Below are 15,708 nucleotides of genomic sequence, written 5' to 3'. Positions count from 1 at the left end.
AGTTCCAAGACGACGATTCCATTTAAAAAAATACCTTGAACTTTTTAATTACTTCAAAATCTGACTGTGTGATGGATCGTAAATTGACTCAACAAAGAAATAGATGAATATTAAAAAAGATATTGATAAAACTTTGAAACATTTACAACGTTGCTCAAGCGATTTTCATCAAAATGCAAGAATCGCACCGCAGACTACTGCCACGAATGAAAATAATATGGATGATAAGGAGACCAATATGCATTCGAATAAAATGGCTTTTGTACTTGTGCTCGCAACAATGATGACCAATGTTTGGGCTGAATCTTTACCAGCATCAACCTCTGTGCTTGTAGAAGAAAAAGCAGTAACTCAAGGCAACACAACTGCGCCTGCTGAAACACCAACAGAAGTTCGTGTTGAAGACATCGATGCTCCAATTCTTGAGTAGTTCTGGTTTGTTGTTATCATTAGAGGGTATGGGGGCGTATCCTCTAATATTAAAACTGCTTGACTCATTTACAAAAGCATCAATATGAAATCATCAAAACAAAAATTCCACTCATGGTCGCAGCTAGCCATTCTTATTTTTCAATTTTATAGAATATTTAGAAACTCAAATCAAAAAACAAAACCATTTTAAATAAAATTTAAGCTAAATAGATAAGTATTAAAAATCTCGGAAATCTTACAAAGAATAGCTCAACCCAAGGACATATCATGCAAATTAAAACCATAATTTTCGGACTGATGATGACAACAGCGGTTTCATTCAGTTGGGCACAAGAGTCTTCAACACCCACTGAAGCTCAGACAATCCCTTCATCTGCTCCAGCAGTAATTCTTCCACAAGATGACAATTCAATCGATGCTGCCCCAGATGATCATGAATTTGATCTTTCACAATCGAACCAAACCACAAAATAAAAAATGGAGCAACAGCTCAATGTTGCTCCATTTTTTAATGCTTTTATGACTGAATTAAACTTAGTCAAATAATCGGTCAAAGAAAGATTTTTTCTTCGGCGAAGATTTATTGTCATCGCTTTCCATTGTTGCTTGAAGTTCTTTCAACAACTCACGTTGGCGACTGGTCAAATTCACAGGTGTTTCTACCACAATACGGCAGAGTAAATCACCTTGCATGCTACTGCGCACAGGTTTTACCCCTTTACCGCGTAAACGGAACATTTTGCCAGTTTGCGTACCTTCTGGCACTTTCAAACTAACACGACCATCTAAAGTTGGAATCTCAAGTTCCTTACCCAAGGCAGCATCAGCAATGCTCACAGGAACATCCATATACAAGTCTGCCCCGTCACGTTGGAAGATGTCATGTTCACGCACAACCACTTCAACGTATAAGTCGCCAGACTGGCCATCACGGATTGCTTCACCTTTACCTGTCAGGCGTACACGATCACCGTTATCTACACCTGCGGGAATGGTCACTTCAAGCGTTTGTTGGCGATCTGAAACTCCAGAACCATGACACTTGTTACAAGGGTTTTTAATGATTTTTCCTTGCCCACGACAAGTGCTACAAGTCTGTTGGACTGAGAAAAACCCCTGCTGCATACGTACCTGACCTGCACCATGACAAGTCTTACACGTTTCCACATCATTCGGATTTTTTGAACCTTTGCCATCACAGGCATCGCAGGGTGCGGGTGCCGTGAAAGTAATGGTTTTTTTCACGCCTTTCACTGCTTCTTCAAGCGTTAATTCCATGACATAACGCAGGTCTGAGCCACGACGCGCACGTTGTTGACCACGACCGCCGCCGCCAAAAGCACCACCGAAAATATCACCAAACTGGCTGAAAATATCTTCGGCACTGAATCCACCGCCGAAGCCGCCGCCGCCCATACCACCTTCAAAGGCATTGTGCCCCATACGGTCATACATGCTACGTTTTTCACTGTCCGAAAGCACTTCATAGGCTTCCGCACACTCTTTAAACTTTTCTTCAGCTTCGGAATTGTCAGGGTTGCGATCTGGATGATACTTCATCGCCAACTTACGGTAGGCTTTTTTAATTTCATCATCACTAGCGGTTTTAGAAATACCTAAAACCTCATAATAATCACGTTTAGCCATGATTGGCGATGCTCCACAAAAATTTGATAATACTTCTATGCAGAGTAAATTGGGGGCGATGTTATTTTTTACAAGTTTGAAATCTAGTTTTTTTTAAAAAACTGCTTTTTTCTGTAAATATTTTGTAAAACCCTTAAACCAAATATTGAGTAAATATAGCCATGCAATCGCACTAAACACCACACCTGCCACCGTGCATGCCTTTACCCAGATAAAGCTATCCCAATAGAAAAACATTAAAGGAATAAACCACAATGCAGCAAAAGCCGCTAGAATCAAAAAAATGACAGCATTGCGCATAATCCACAATGCTTGTGCATGTATCCATACCTCTGCATCATTTGCTACTGCTACCTTGCGCGCTAACCAATATGCGAGCACTGCTGTAATCACCGTAAATAATGCAAGAAACATAAACAAATAAGAGCTCGTAATGAACTTACGATGCTGTTCTGGATTTGTTTGCCCCATGGGTGTTTTTGACCTCAAATTCATCGCATACTGATTGACTTATTATGCAATGAAATTTCCTATGTTATTTTCTGTTAAAGATTAAGTGCTACTATATTGAAGTTTTCAATTTTTCGCACCTAATATTCACAACAAATTATGTATTTTCTGTAGTTTTTTTAATCTTAAACCAAGTCGCATATAGCGCAGGTAAGAAAAATAAGGTCAAAAGTGTAGCGATAATTAATCCACCCATAATCGCAACAGCCATCGGACCAAAGAAAATACTACGCGATAACGGTATCATCGCCAAAACAGCGGCCAATGCAGTAAGAATAATTGGACGGAAACGGCGTACTGTCGCGTCCAGAATTGCATCCCATTGATTATGTCCAGCTCGAATATCCTGCTCAATTTGATCGATCAGAATTAAAGAGTTCCGCATAATCATGCCTGACAGTGCAATCGTACCGAGCATTGCCACAAAGCCGAACGGTTTATTAAATAACAGCAGGAATAAAACCACACCAATCAAACCCAACGGCGCGGTCAAAAACACAATGAAAGAACGTGAAATACTTTTCAACTGAATCATCAAAAGCGTAAATACCACTGCCAGAAATAGGGGCATACCTGCATTCACAGACGTCTGTCCTTTGGCAGATTCCTCCACTGTTCCACCCACTTCAACCAAATAGCCACTTGGTAAAGTTGCTCGAAGTTGATCCATTTTTTCCGCCATTTCATTTACAACAGTAGCAGGCTGTAATTGCGTTCGAATATCTGCACGTACGGTAATGGTTGGTAAACGATTGCGATGCCAAATCAAACCATCTTCAAACTTATACTGTAGTGTGGCGATCTGTGCCAAAGGTACAGTGGTACCTTTGCTGGTCGGTACAGCCAAACTTGACAATGCTTCCACATTAATCCGTTCAGCCCGATCTCCACGGATACGAACATCAATCAATTCACGTTTTTCACGATACTGATTAATGATCGCACCTGAAATCGAACTGTTTAAGAAATTCGCCAAATCTTCAGAACTTACGCCCATTTGACGCGCACGATCTTGGTCGATCACTAAAGAAATGATTTTACTTTGCTCTCCCCAATCCAAATGCACATTGCCTGTATTCGGATTTTCACTCAGCAGTTGAGCAACTTTCTGCGCTTCCTGACGTACAACAGCAACGTCTTCACCAGATACACGATACTGCAATGGGTAACCGACTGGAGGACCATTTTCCAACAGAGACACCCTTGTCCGCACCTGTGGCAATAATTGGCGAATTTGAGTGTCTAAGGATTTACGAATTTCATCCCGATCATCTAATGATGATGCCAGCACCACAAACTGTGCAAAACTGGCCTGTGGCATTTGTTGATCAAGTGGCAAGTAAAAACGGGGAGAACCTGTACCAACATAAGCGACATAATTATCGATGCCTTTTTGTTTGGATAAAAACGCTTCGACTTTTTTCACAGCATTTTCGGTTGCTGTCAGTGAAGCCCCTTCTTCTAATTTTAAATCAACCAGAATTTCTGCGCGATTTGACGGTGGAAAGAACTGCTGTGGAACAAACTTAAACATCACCACCGACAGTACAAATACACCGACGGTAATGGAAATTACGGTTTTACGATAAGTCACACACCAGTTCACCAACTTTCTAAAGCCTTGATAAAATTTCGATTGATAGGGATCAAAATGCTCACCCACATGATGAATCACAGGTTGCGGTTCTGGCTGTTTGCGCAATCTTGCATAAAGACGCTGATACCACGGTGCTTTTTGGGCTTCTTTACTAAAATCAGGCAGTAATTTATCGCCTAAATAAGGTACAAAAATGACCGCGGCAAACCATGAAACAACTAAAGCAATGGTCACCACCTGGAAAATCGAGCGTGTATATTCACCTGTACTTGATGCAGCTGTCGCAATCGGTAAGAAGCCTGCTGCCGTAATCAATGTTCCTGTCAGCATTGGAAATGCCGTACTGGTCCATGCAAAGCCTGCGGCTTTCATCCGACTATAGCCTTGCTCCATTTTGATCGCCATCATTTCGACGGCGATAATGGCATCATCAACCAATAGTCCGAGGGCTAAAATCAGTGCCCCTAAAGAAATTTTATGCAGACCGACATCAAACAAGTTCATCCCTGCAAAGGTCATGGCGAGCACCAGTGGGATCGAAAAGGCGACCACCAATCCGGTTCGGAAACCCAAAGAGAAGAAACTCACCAATAAGACAATGATCACGGCCTCAGCAAGAACTTTCACGAATTCATGAATGCTACGCTGTACTGCAACAGGCTGATCTGAAACTTTTTTCAGTTCCATGCCTAAAGGTAAAGTTTTCTGTAGCGTCTGGAATTCTGTTTCCAAATTTTTACCCAAGGCAATGATGTCACCACCTTTACGCATGGACACAGCAAGACCAATACCATTTTCACCCATAAAACGCATACGGGGCTGTGCCGGCTCGCTAAAACCCCGATAAACTTCAGCTACATCGCCCAGTTGAATGGTTTTATTTCCCACCAACAATGGCATCTTTTTCAGGTCGTCAACACTCTTTAAAGCCCCACTGACACGAATCTGAATACGGTCGGTACCGGTTTCGAAAAATCCTGCACTGGTAACACTATTTTGTTTTGCCAAAGCTTCTTGGATTGCCGTAACCGGGACACCCATCTGCACCGCTTTGGTATTTGAAAGTTCAATCCAAATCTTTTGATCTTGTAAGCCAACCAAATTGACTTTGCTGACATCTTTCACTCGCTGTAAGCGAAGCTGTAATCGATCGGCATACTCTTTAAGCGTGGCATAGTCGAAGTCTTTGCCTGTCAAAACATAAATATTTCCAAATGTGTCTCCAAACTCATCATTAAAGAATGGACCTTGAACACCAGCAGGTAACTGGGTTTTGATGTCACCGACTTTTTTACGTACTTGGTACCAAACATCCGGAATTTGACTGGACTTCAAAGAGTCCTTTGCCATAAACATGACCATAGACTCACCGGGACGAGAGTATGCCATGATCTTGTCATATAGCCCTGTGCTCATGAGCTCCTTTTCAACCTTGTCGGTGATTTGCAAAGACACTTCCTGTGCCGTTGCACCCGGCCAATAAGTTTGTACCACCATAACTTTAAAGGTAAAAGGTGGATCTTCACTTTGAGACAGTTTGGAATAAGAAAATAACCCGACAATTCCCAGCAAAATCATAAAATAAAGTACTAAGCCTTTATTTTTAAGTGCCCATTCGGACAAATTAAAGGAGTTAAATAGACTCATGATCATGCCCCTTTTTGGATAGTTACGGCACGATTTTCACGATCTATCGGTTTAATTTTTTGCTTGTCACGGAGTAAGTGAACACCGCCAACCACGACCCATTGTCCAGCATTCAAACCACTTAATACCGTGACATTGTCGCGCCCATAACGACCTAAGGTTACTGAAACCCTACGAATGGTCTGATCAGGATTGACCACCCAGATATAAGCCTGATTGTTATTGGCTGAAACACTGGTGAGCGGAACACTCAAGCTGTTTTGAATATTTTGATTAAAAAATACCCGTGCACTTTGACCCAATTGAATGGCTGATTGCCCTTCTTTTAAAGCCACTTTGACGGTAAAAGTACGTGACTGATCAGCGGCAGGCGAAATCTCACGGACATAAGCTGCAAATTTATCCTGAGGCTTTGACCACAAGGTAATCCATGCACTTTGACCCACTTTAATTTCAGAAATTGCCTGTTCAGGAACACCGATAACGACTTCACGATCACCATCAATTGCCAGTTGATAAGCCGCTTGACCAGCCGAAACCACTTGCCCAATTTCCATATTACGTTGCGTAATCACTCCATTTTTATTGGCAATCAGCTGGTTATAACCCGTTTGGTTGGCACTCACATCATAGTTGGATTGTGCTTGTTTAAGACTTGCCTGCGCTGCGTCATATTGATTTTTGATAGCATCGTATTGTGAACGGCTGACTGCATTGATCGGTAATAACTGTTGGAAGCGTTTAAATTCATCCGCTGCAACTTTGGCAGCAGATTGAGCACTTTCAAGTTGTGCTCTTGCTGAGTTCAACTGTAATTCAGCATCTTTGACATCAAGCTTTGCCAAAACCTGTCCAACCTTGACTCGATCACCAACATCGACATAGCGTGCAGTGATCTGCCCGCCAACTCGAAACGCCAATGCAGTTTGTTGACGTGCCTGCACATCGCCAGCATAGCTTTTCTGATCTTCTTGGGAAGTCAATGGTTGGGCAACCATCACCAAGGGAACCTGTTCCACTTCGGGGACTGGTTTACTACACCCCACCATGATGATACTCCACAATCCCAATAGGCTTATGATCATTAAATTTAGTCTACGCATAGGCAAGGCTCTTATTCAAATGCTTTCTTTTTTGGAAAATACAATGAGAATTCAAGATTTATTGATCATTCATCTGTATACAGCAAACAAAACCACACTTTGTTCTTTCTCAAGTTTTCGCTAAAATTATCTCAGCGCGCGTTAAGAATTTTGAAAATAGTCTCTATTTTCTTGATTCGTAGTTTGCCCATTTATTTTTAGCCAATAACGCAAGCCATTGATGAAGTATCAAAATACCTTTTCGTTGCTCATTTTTTAATTAATATACTGCATGGTACAATAATTGTGAATCATGTTTTGAGTAATTGACCTAATTTTGTTTTTTTGGGAATTATTGTGCAAACAACAGTTGGCCGTCCAAAGGACTTAGAAAAACGTAAACACATTGTAGAAGCAGCAAAAAAACTGTTTCTAAAGCTCGGCTATCATGGTTCCAGTATGAACCAGATTGCCAAAGAAGCCGGTGTGACCAAACTGACCGTATATAACCATTTTCAAGATAAAGAAACTTTATTTAGCTGCGCCATTGAAGAAACCTGCGAAGAATCGATTAATGCCCGCCCATTACGTCTCAATGCTGAAAGTGATTTTTATGCACATTTTTTTCAGGCCTGCGAACTGGCGATGAGTGTCATCAATTTACCCGAAGCCATTAAACTGGAACATTTATTATTGGAACTTGCCGCAGAAAAGAATCCATTGGCACTACAATTTTATAATTCGTCCCATCAGAGAATGTGTTCGGTATGGCAAGACTTTTTTCAACAAGCCACCACCCTGCAATTTATTCAGGCAGACCAAATCGAGAAACAGACCAATTTGATTTTGTCTTTATTGCTTGGTGTTCGCCATCATGAGGTCCTACTAGGAATTCGTCCAATTCCAACAGAGCAAGAAAAACAGCAAATCATCAAAGAAAGTATTGATTTATTTATGCTGAAATATAAGCCGTGAGAGTGCTATTAAAAAACTAAATAATGTGCAATTGCTGTTTCAGGCATACTCGAAGCTGTAATAGGCAAATTGCCCCTAATACAACCCAATGAAAAACAAATCAAAGTCGACTTCTTGCACAGTCGCTTACATACTTTTGTAGGGAGTCCCTTGGATTGTGATGGAATCACGTTATATTCAAGATAACAAGAACTGGAGAGTGACAAATGGTTCAACAAATTGATGCTCCACTGCGTGAAGATGTACGCTTGCTCGGAAATCTTTTAGGTGAAACCTTAAAGGAACATGCAGGACAAGATTTGTTTAATCAAATTGAACAGATTCGTGCCTTAGGCAAAGGCGCCCGTGATGGTCAAATTGAAGCTGAAAAACAACTCGAACAATTATTTTTAAATTTAAAAGATGATGAAATTCTGCCTCTGACCCGTGCATTCTCACACTTTCTGAATTTTGCCAATATTGCAGAACAATATCATGTGGTGCGTAGCCGTCGCCAAAGTGAATGTGATGAAAATGCACCATCACCGAATGTTTTAGATCATTTATTTACCAAGTTTAAAGATCAGCAAATTTCAGCTGAAACCCTTTATAAACAAATCTGTGAATTAAAAATTGAATTGGTACTCACCGCACATCCAACAGAGGTCAGTCGCCGTACTTTAATTCAAAAATATGATGGGATTAATCACTGTCTTTCAACATTTGATCAGCAAAAACTTACACCAAAACAACGTGCTGAAGTGCTGACTGATTTAAAACAATTGATCTGCTCAGCATGGCAAACGGATGAGATTCGTCAACATCGTCCAACCCCTATTGATGAAGCAAAATGGGGCTTCACCACTATTGAACAAACGCTGTGGAATGCGGTACCCAAATTTATCCGTGAGTTGGACGACCTTGTTCAAGACAACTGTGCCCAAGCCTTACCTTTGGATATTTCACCGATTCGTTTTGCATCATGGATGGGGGGTGACCGTGATGGAAACCCAAATGTTACCCATAACATTACGCAAGAAGTTTTGTGGTTATCTCGTTGGAAAGCCGCTGATTTATATGTTCGTGATATAGAAGATTTGCGTTGGGAGCTTTCAATTGAGGCGTATTCCAACGAATTGCATCAAGCTTTAGGCTATAGCCATCCAGAACCTTATCGTGAATATTTACGTGCAACCCGTGAACGTTTAAAAGCCACTCGTCAATGGTTGGCAGATAAATTGCGTGGTCAGCACTCAGATGTTGACCGTAGTTTAATCATTCGCCATAAAGATGAATTATTACAGCCATTGTTGCTTTGCTACCGCTCACTCATGGCATGTAATTTGCCAGAAATTGCCAATGGAAAATTGCTCGACTTTATCTATCGTGTCAATTGCTTTGGAATTGAGTTATTGAAGCTGGATATTCGTCAAGAATCTGGCCGTCACCGTCAAGCCATCTCTGCGATTACCGAATATCTTGGTTTGGGCAATTTTGAGACATGGACCGAACAAGCCCGTCAAAACTTCTTATTGCAAGAATTACAAAGCAAACGGCCACTTTTACCAAAACATTTAAATGAACCTGCCAATAGCTTGATTGAACATCCTGATGTTCAAGAAGTCTTTGCAACCATGCGTACTTTGGCAGAGCAGCCCAAAGAAAGTTTAGGTGCTTACATCATTTCAATGGCGGAATATCCAAGTGATGTGTTGGCGGTACTGTTACTTCAAAAAGAAGCAGGAATCGAACATCCTTTACGTGTGGTTCCATTATTTGAAACCTTAAAGGATTTGGATGGTGCTGCAAGTACCATGACAACCTTATTCAATATGCACTGGTATAAACAGCATATCCAAGGCAAACATGAGGTCATGATTGGCTACTCTGACTCTGCCAAAGATGCAGGCTTTATGTCGGCAAATTGGGCACAGTATCGTGCGCAAGAAGAGTTGACTGCAATTGCAAAACAACACGGGGTACAATTGACCCTGTTCCACGGTCGTGGCGGCTCCATCAGTCGTGGCGGTGCACCCACTCAACAGGCGCTATTTTCCCAACCACCTGGCTCAATTTCAGGTGCAATCCGAGTAACTGAACAAGGTGAAATGATCCGCTTTAAATTCGGTTTGGAAGAAATCGCTTTACAGAATTTAGAAATTTATGCGGCTGCGACATTGGAGGCAACCTTGTTACCGCCCCCTGTGCCAAAGCAGGCATGGCGAGACTTGATGCACAATATGACCGACTTATCGGTTCAGGTGTATCGCCAGACCGTTCGGGAAAATCCTCATTTTGTAAAATATTTACGTACCGTTACACCTGAACTTGAGTTGCAAATGTTACCGCTTGGTTCACGTCCTGCGAAACGTAAAGTCAGTGGTGGAATTGAATCCTTACGCGCCATTCCTTGGGTTTTTGCATGGACACAAATCCGTTTGATGCTTCCTGCTTGGTTAGGTACAGGAGCAGCCATCAACCAAGTGATTGATCAAGGCCAGAAAGCTGTTCTGGATGAAATGCTGGCGGAATGGCCTTATTTCCAAACCTTAATTGATATGCTGGAAATGGTGCTGTCTAAAGCAGACTCAAATATTGCCCTCTATTATGAATCGCATTTAACTGATGATGACGATTTAAAAGTGCTTGGTGCTGAATTACGTCAACGTCTCCATGATGCTGTACAAACGCTGTTAGCGATGAAAGGTGAGTCAGAACTTCTAAGTTCCAACGAAGTGCTTGATCAAGCCATGAAAGTACGTAAACCATATTTGTTGCCGTTACACTTACTGCAAGCTGAACTGATGAAACGACGCCGTGCTTATTTGGCTGAACGTCAAGCTGAGCATACACCAGTAGATCATGCGCTGATGGTGAGTATTGCCGGTATTGCGGCAGGTTTACGGAATACCGGTTAATCCACTCAACATCTGGTCACTTTTTATTTCCCGTTCAAGAGAATGTTATTTGACATTCTCTTGAGTTTTTATAAAAGTGCCAACTGATTCAAATATTTTAAACGATCAATCACTTTTTTTAATCAATCAAAAAACATCTCATTTTTTCTTCCTTTTGAAACTTAATTTTTTTAATACTTTGATTTTACGTATTAACATCAATTAATTATTTGACCAAATGGTACAAAACATCACTTTTTCCTAATAAATGCAAGCGTTTAGTTTGACTAAAATGATTAAAACTCTCGAAAAGAAAGCGTATCATGTGTCCAATTTGTCTTTCGAGTGCTCAATTTATGTCCAACTGGTTTCCCAAATGGCGTCCGTATTCTGGCAGCATTGATGCAAGACCTGTCGGTACCAATGAGTATTTACCGCCTGCACAAAGCATCGTTTTAGGGATTCAGCATGCTTTTGCAATGTTTGGTGCAACTGTACTTGCACCTTTCTTGATGGGCTTCGACCCGAACCTTGCTATTTTGATGTCAGGGATCTGTACGATTCTATTTTTTATCGTGACGGGTGGTCGTGTTCCAAGTTACTTGGGGTCAAGCTTTGCCTTTATTGGTGTAGTGATCGCGGCAACGGGATATGCTGCTTCAGGCACAGGTACCCCCAATGTAAATATTGCCCACGCAGCAGGTGGTATTATGGCGTGCGGGGTGTTGTATGCAATTTTTGGCTTGATTGTGATGGCAACAGGCACTAAATGGATAGAAAAGCTGATGCCTCCTGTCGTTACAGGTGCTGTGGTCATGATTATCGGTCTAAACCTTGCGCCCGTTACAGTAAAAGGGGTTGCAGGCAATGACTTTAATATGTGGATGGCGTTGGTGACTGTACTATGTATGGGCTCAATTGCAGTATTCACAAAAGGTTTATTGCAACGTTTACTGTTATTGGTGGGTCTATTGCTGGCTTATTTGATCTATTTCATTGTTGCCAATGTGATGGGTAACGGTTCTCCGATTAATTTTACCCCGATTCAAGAAGCGGCTTGGTTTGGCACACCGACATTCCACTCGCCTGTTTTTGATATCAATGCCATGTTGATCATTGCACCGATCGCTTTAATTCTTGTTGCTGAGAACTTAGGTCATATCAAAGCAGTCAGTGCCATGACTGGAGAAAATTTAGACCCTCAAATCGGTAAAGCGTTTGTTGCTGATGGTATCGCAACAACACTTTCAGGCGGGGTTGGTGCTCCTGGCATGACCACCTACGGCGAAAATATTGGTGTGATGGCAGTCACCCGTGTTTATTCGACAATTATTTTTGTCATTGCTGGTGTTTTTGCCATTTTCTTAGGCTTTTCACCAAAGTTTGGCGCAATTATTCATACTATCCCAACCGCGATTTTAACGGGTGCTTCGATTGTTGTTTTTGGTTTAATTACCATTGCGGGCGCAAAAATCTGGATTGAAAACAAAGTCGATTTTTCTAAAAATAAAAATCTGATGGTTGCCGCTGTGACGATTATTTTAGGTACAGGTGACTTTGCCCTTCAATTTGGTGATTTCAATCTGGGCGGTATTGGTACTGCAACTTTTGCAGCATTGATTCTCAACTGGTTCTTTAGTTTAAACGATAAATCAGAATAATAAATTGAAGACATTTGAAGCAGCCGAAAGGCTGCTTTTTTTATTTCTATTTTAAATGACGACAGATCCACATATAAATTTCTTGCACTTGATTCAAAGAAATACGACTGAGTACATCAGGATTTTCCAGTTCTTTGAGCAGATATTGAAACATTGGCTTTTGTTCAGGATATTTCTGTATCGCTTGCAGTACAGTACTTTCTAAATTTACAGGCCATGGTTCGATCTCAAGCCATGTCAGTGGCAGTAAACGAATGATTCTTTTAATAAAGATTTTTTTAAATTGAAGCTTTCTTGCAAGCTGAGCTGTGCAGTCATCAACATATTCAAATAATGTTGTATCTCTTGATCGAACCTTTGATTGATCGCCAGAATCACACTTCGATCAATTTCAACATTTTCAAACTGTTTGGATAAATCCTCTCCATACACAGGATGGCAAAAGAATTTGATCCATGCTCCCCAACTTTTTCGATTGTTCTCGTTTAAAACATCTTGTAATACACCAATATCAACATCGACTTTAGAAAAAAGTCGGTTAAAGCCATAATATCCGACTGAATCTGCGAAATTTTCCGCTCTATCTCATGGACGGGCTGAACAAAGACCACGCATAAATCAAGATCAGACTGCCCAACAACAGCTGTGCCCTTTGCCACACTTCCATAGACATATACACTATGTAGTTCAGTCGGAAATTGGGTGCAAAAAGCCTTAATCACTTGCACGAGTACAGGTTCAAATTCAGATTGAATCATGATGGGCGTCAATATCGCTGTGTCGATGAATAGATAGAAAAACATAAGATATGATTTATATCAAATGGCTTGCCATTAAAAAAGCCGCACAGTTTTTTATATCCTGTACGGCTTGGTTCTGCTAGCTAATACCTAATTTTTTTATTTATTCCCATATCTATGTCAGCCTTTCATTTTTTAAGCTTGTTCTCGCTCCAACCATGCTTTTAAACAAGGTGAAAAAAATAAATTACCTTGATAAATACCTTGCAGAGTTTTGATCATAACCATGAACCAAAGCATCATAAGAATAGCAGCGAATGCTAAACCTGTATCGACAATAAAATGAACCTGCAACTGATACCCTAAATTCAATATCGCTAAAGTAAAAACGCCCAATGGAAAGGTTAATCCCCACCAACCTAAGTTAAAAGGCAATTCTGTCGCAGCATGCTTCAATGTGGTTAGAACCGCAATTGCAAACCACCACACACCAAAACCCAGTAAAATGAAACTTGCGACAATACCTGCATTTTGAAAAAACACACCGAGGCTTTCTAATTGAATCAAAGCCAAAACTTGAGGCGCTTGAGCACCTAAAACCAAGAGTGCCAATGCGCCAGTACCGATGGGTCCCAAAGCCAACCAACCTGTGATCGCCAATTCTTTATTGGGTAATTGATGTAATGCCAGACGCAACATCAAAATCGTCAAGATCCCAAACGCTGGCAACACAGACATACCCCACAGCATATAGCTGGCGAATAAAATACCGACAGCCTGTTGGCTCGGCTCTATATGCGCTAACAGTAAGCCGCCTGAGGTTGCTGCAACCTCACAGGCCACAATCGGCAATAACCACATTGCAGTCATTGTATGCAGTTGATGCTGTTGCTTATGGAACATACAAAATGGCACAAGAATACCAATCGCTACCGCTAAAACAACATCAACAAACCATAACAGTTGCGCGATTTGGATAGCTGCATCACCATATAAAGCAACGCCATATTTTAAAAAGCCATTGAGAATCGTTGCCAAACCCATTGGAATTGCACCTAAAAAAAGCGCCATTGCAGGATGGGAAAAGATCTGCTTCGCTTCTTGAGGATAAATCAGCCAGCGTAGAACATATAAAGTCATAAATGTGATAAATAGCAGCATATTAAACTGCCACAACAAGCTTGCCATTTGCCATAAAAAGCCTTGAGCAAATGGAAATTCTGGTAAAATCAGGGCCACCACTCCTGTCCCCATGGTCATGGTGAACCAATTTGGCGTAAACTGTCGGATCACATCACGTGTTTGTTCGAGTTGGTAAAATGGCTTTTTCATCGCTTCATCCTCATTTCAGCAGACAAATTGATTATAAAAGCGCTCATTAATAAATAAAATTGATTTATTTTCATAAAATGAATCAATTTTACTGATATTAAAAATTATTCTCAATATTTTTTTCTGGATAAAAACACAACAACAAGACGAAACTGTGAGATTATGGCAATATATAGTCCTTTCAAATTTTAAGCTTATTTTGAAACCATGCAGCTGTTACGTCTAAATGCCTTAGCACCAAATTTCCAATTGCCCCAAACCGCAGTGACGATTGGCAATTTTGATGGTGTCCATTTGGGACATCAGGCTATGGTTTCGCAACTGAAAGACGTTGCCAGAAGACAAAACTTAAAAACCTTGGTGATGATCTTCGAGCCTCAACCTTTAGAGTTTTTTAAAGGCTATGAAGCACCTCCACGCATCTCTTCACTGAGAGAAAAAGTCGAGTATCTCACTGAATTGGGCGTCGACTATATTGCGATTGCCAAATTTGATAATCAATTTCGCAGTTTAAGTGCCGAAAACTTCGCTGATTTATTAAAGAACAAACTCAATGCACAAAGCTTGATCTTAGGTGACGACTTTCATTTTGGTAAAGACCGTCAAGGAAATAGCGAATTTTTAAAACAGTACGGTTTTGATGTAACGAATCTCAATACTGTTGAGTTTAATGGTGAACGCGTCAGTTCAACCCGTATTCGCCAAGTACTTCATGCAGGTGATCTCTCACTTGCTGCAAAATTATTGGGTCGTCCCTATAGCATGATTGGCCGTGTGCAATACGGTGATCAAATTGGTCGTACCTTAAATTTTCCCACCATTAATGTTCGTGTTGGGCGCCATAGACCTTGTTTGAGTGGTATTTATGGCGTAGAAGTCATTTGTGAAACCACATCTTTAACAGAAAAGGTTAGAGCGGAATCCCCTGATAAAAAAGGTATTCTTGGCTATCATACCGATGCTTTATATGGTGCAGGTCATGTAGGCACACGTCCTGCAATTCAACAAGAGCATCCAGAATGGCGATTAGAAGTACATTTTCCTGATGTTTCTGCTAATCTGTATGGTCTGTTGATGCGAGTCACTTTCCTCGACTATTTACATGGTGAATTAAATTACCCATCTCTTGAAGCGCTCCAAGCGGGGATTGATGATGATGTCGAACGATTGCTTGAGTTTCGTAAAAACACCCCCAAATTTCCTTTTTAA

Annotated in this window: 12 protein-coding genes; 6 read left to right on the top strand and 6 right to left on the bottom strand. The window is 41.0% G+C overall.

Annotated features, from left to right (window positions below; all coding sequences use genetic code 11):
• Positions 1 to 103: 103 nt before the first annotated feature.
• The gene (locus OSH00_RS13250; RefSeq protein WP_266130811.1) at positions 104 to 430 is read left to right on the top strand and encodes a hypothetical protein; all 327 of its coding nucleotides are present in this window, start codon (positions 104 to 106) and stop codon (positions 428 to 430) included.
• Between the two features lie 269 nt (positions 431 to 699).
• The gene (locus OSH00_RS13245) at positions 700 to 906 is read left to right on the top strand and encodes a hypothetical protein (RefSeq protein ID WP_266130810.1); all 207 of its coding nucleotides are present in this window, start codon (positions 700 to 702) and stop codon (positions 904 to 906) included.
• 60 nt (positions 907 to 966) lie between these two features.
• Here the strand turns inward: OSH00_RS13245 and dnaJ are convergent, their stop codons facing one another.
• The 4 genes from dnaJ to OSH00_RS13225 form a co-directional block, all read right to left on the bottom strand.
• Positions 967 to 2,079: a molecular chaperone DnaJ gene (gene dnaJ / locus OSH00_RS13240; protein ID WP_266130809.1), complete on the bottom strand. Its 1,113-nt coding sequence runs from the start codon at positions 2,077 to 2,079 to the stop codon at positions 967 to 969.
• A 93-nt stretch (positions 2,080 to 2,172) separates the two neighbouring features.
• Positions 2,173 to 2,550, bottom strand: a complete 378-nt coding sequence (locus OSH00_RS13235; RefSeq protein ID WP_196075165.1) for a hypothetical protein — start codon at positions 2,548 to 2,550, stop codon at positions 2,173 to 2,175.
• 136 nt (positions 2,551 to 2,686) lie between these two features.
• Positions 2,687 to 5,833 (bottom strand): efflux RND transporter permease subunit, encoded by a 3,147-nt coding sequence (locus OSH00_RS13230; RefSeq protein ID WP_266130808.1) that lies wholly within the window; start codon positions 5,831 to 5,833, stop codon positions 2,687 to 2,689.
• A gap of 2 nt (positions 5,834 to 5,835) precedes the next feature.
• A complete protein-coding gene (locus OSH00_RS13225) occupies positions 5,836 to 6,936 on the bottom strand; it encodes an efflux RND transporter periplasmic adaptor subunit (protein WP_266130807.1) in 1,101 nt (366 codons plus the stop codon).
• A gap of 336 nt (positions 6,937 to 7,272) precedes the next feature.
• On the opposite strand from OSH00_RS13225, the gene OSH00_RS13220 reads away from it, so the two are divergent.
• From OSH00_RS13220 to OSH00_RS13210, 3 genes are all read left to right on the top strand, one after another.
• Positions 7,273 to 7,890, top strand: a complete 618-nt coding sequence (locus OSH00_RS13220) for a TetR/AcrR family transcriptional regulator (protein ID WP_266130806.1) — start codon at positions 7,273 to 7,275, stop codon at positions 7,888 to 7,890.
• 206 nt (positions 7,891 to 8,096) lie between these two features.
• On the top strand, positions 8,097 to 10,787 hold the full coding sequence (gene ppc / locus OSH00_RS13215) for a phosphoenolpyruvate carboxylase (protein WP_266130805.1): 2,691 nt from the start codon (positions 8,097 to 8,099) through the stop codon (positions 10,785 to 10,787).
• Positions 10,788 to 11,122: 335 nt separating this feature from the next.
• Positions 11,123 to 12,427 carry a solute carrier family 23 protein gene (locus OSH00_RS13210; RefSeq protein WP_266130962.1) on the top strand — a complete coding sequence of 435 codons (1,305 nt, stop codon included), beginning with the start codon at positions 11,123 to 11,125 and terminating at the stop codon, positions 12,425 to 12,427.
• 485 nt (positions 12,428 to 12,912) lie between these two features.
• Here OSH00_RS13210 and OSH00_RS13205 read toward each other — a convergent pair whose 3' ends face one another.
• The gene (locus tag OSH00_RS13205; protein ID WP_266130804.1) at positions 12,913 to 13,185 is read right to left on the bottom strand and encodes a nucleotidyltransferase domain-containing protein; all 273 of its coding nucleotides are present in this window, start codon (positions 13,183 to 13,185) and stop codon (positions 12,913 to 12,915) included.
• Between the two features lie 177 nt (positions 13,186 to 13,362).
• Positions 13,363 to 14,499 (bottom strand): TDT family transporter, encoded by a 1,137-nt coding sequence (locus OSH00_RS13200; RefSeq protein ID WP_266130803.1) that lies wholly within the window; start codon positions 14,497 to 14,499, stop codon positions 13,363 to 13,365.
• Between the two features lie 207 nt (positions 14,500 to 14,706).
• On the opposite strand from OSH00_RS13200, the gene ribF reads away from it, so the two are divergent.
• Positions 14,707 to 15,708 carry a riboflavin biosynthesis protein RibF gene (gene ribF / locus OSH00_RS13195; protein WP_266130802.1) on the top strand — a complete coding sequence of 334 codons (1,002 nt, stop codon included), beginning with the start codon at positions 14,707 to 14,709 and terminating at the stop codon, positions 15,706 to 15,708.

This window comes from Acinetobacter nematophilus (assembly GCF_026344175.1).
Lineage (GTDB): Bacteria > Pseudomonadota > Gammaproteobacteria > Pseudomonadales > Moraxellaceae > Acinetobacter > Acinetobacter nematophilus.
The sequence above is the reverse complement of the archived record's forward strand: the minus strand, read 5'-3'. Positions and strand labels throughout refer to the sequence as shown.

What these genes read in the sequence shown, in the direction of transcription:
- OSH00_RS13250 (WP_266130811.1), top strand. Translation starts at nt 104, where the DNA reads ATGAATATTAAAAAAGATATTGATAAAACTTTGAAACATTTACAACGT.
- OSH00_RS13245 (WP_266130810.1), top strand. Translation starts at nt 700, where the DNA reads ATGCAAATTAAAACCATAATTTTCGGACTGATGATGACAACAGCGGTT.
- dnaJ (WP_266130809.1), bottom strand. Translation starts at nt 2,079, where the DNA reads ATGGCTAAACGTGATTATTATGAGGTTTTAGGTATTTCTAAAACCGCT.
- OSH00_RS13235 (WP_196075165.1), bottom strand. Translation starts at nt 2,550, where the DNA reads ATGGGGCAAACAAATCCAGAACAGCATCGTAAGTTCATTACGAGCTCT.
- OSH00_RS13230 (WP_266130808.1), bottom strand. Translation starts at nt 5,833, where the DNA reads ATGAGTCTATTTAACTCCTTTAATTTGTCCGAATGGGCACTTAAAAAT.
- OSH00_RS13225 (WP_266130807.1), bottom strand. Translation starts at nt 6,936, where the DNA reads ATGCGTAGACTAAATTTAATGATCATAAGCCTATTGGGATTGTGGAGT.
- ppc (WP_266130805.1), top strand. Translation starts at nt 8,097, where the DNA reads ATGGTTCAACAAATTGATGCTCCACTGCGTGAAGATGTACGCTTGCTC.
- OSH00_RS13210 (WP_266130962.1), top strand. Translation starts at nt 11,123, where the DNA reads ATGTCCAACTGGTTTCCCAAATGGCGTCCGTATTCTGGCAGCATTGAT.
- OSH00_RS13205 (WP_266130804.1), bottom strand. Translation starts at nt 13,185, where the DNA reads ATGATTCAATCTGAATTTGAACCTGTACTCGTGCAAGTGATTAAGGCT.
- OSH00_RS13200 (WP_266130803.1), bottom strand. Translation starts at nt 14,499, where the DNA reads ATGAAAAAGCCATTTTACCAACTCGAACAAACACGTGATGTGATCCGA.
- ribF (WP_266130802.1), top strand. Translation starts at nt 14,707, where the DNA reads ATGCAGCTGTTACGTCTAAATGCCTTAGCACCAAATTTCCAATTGCCC.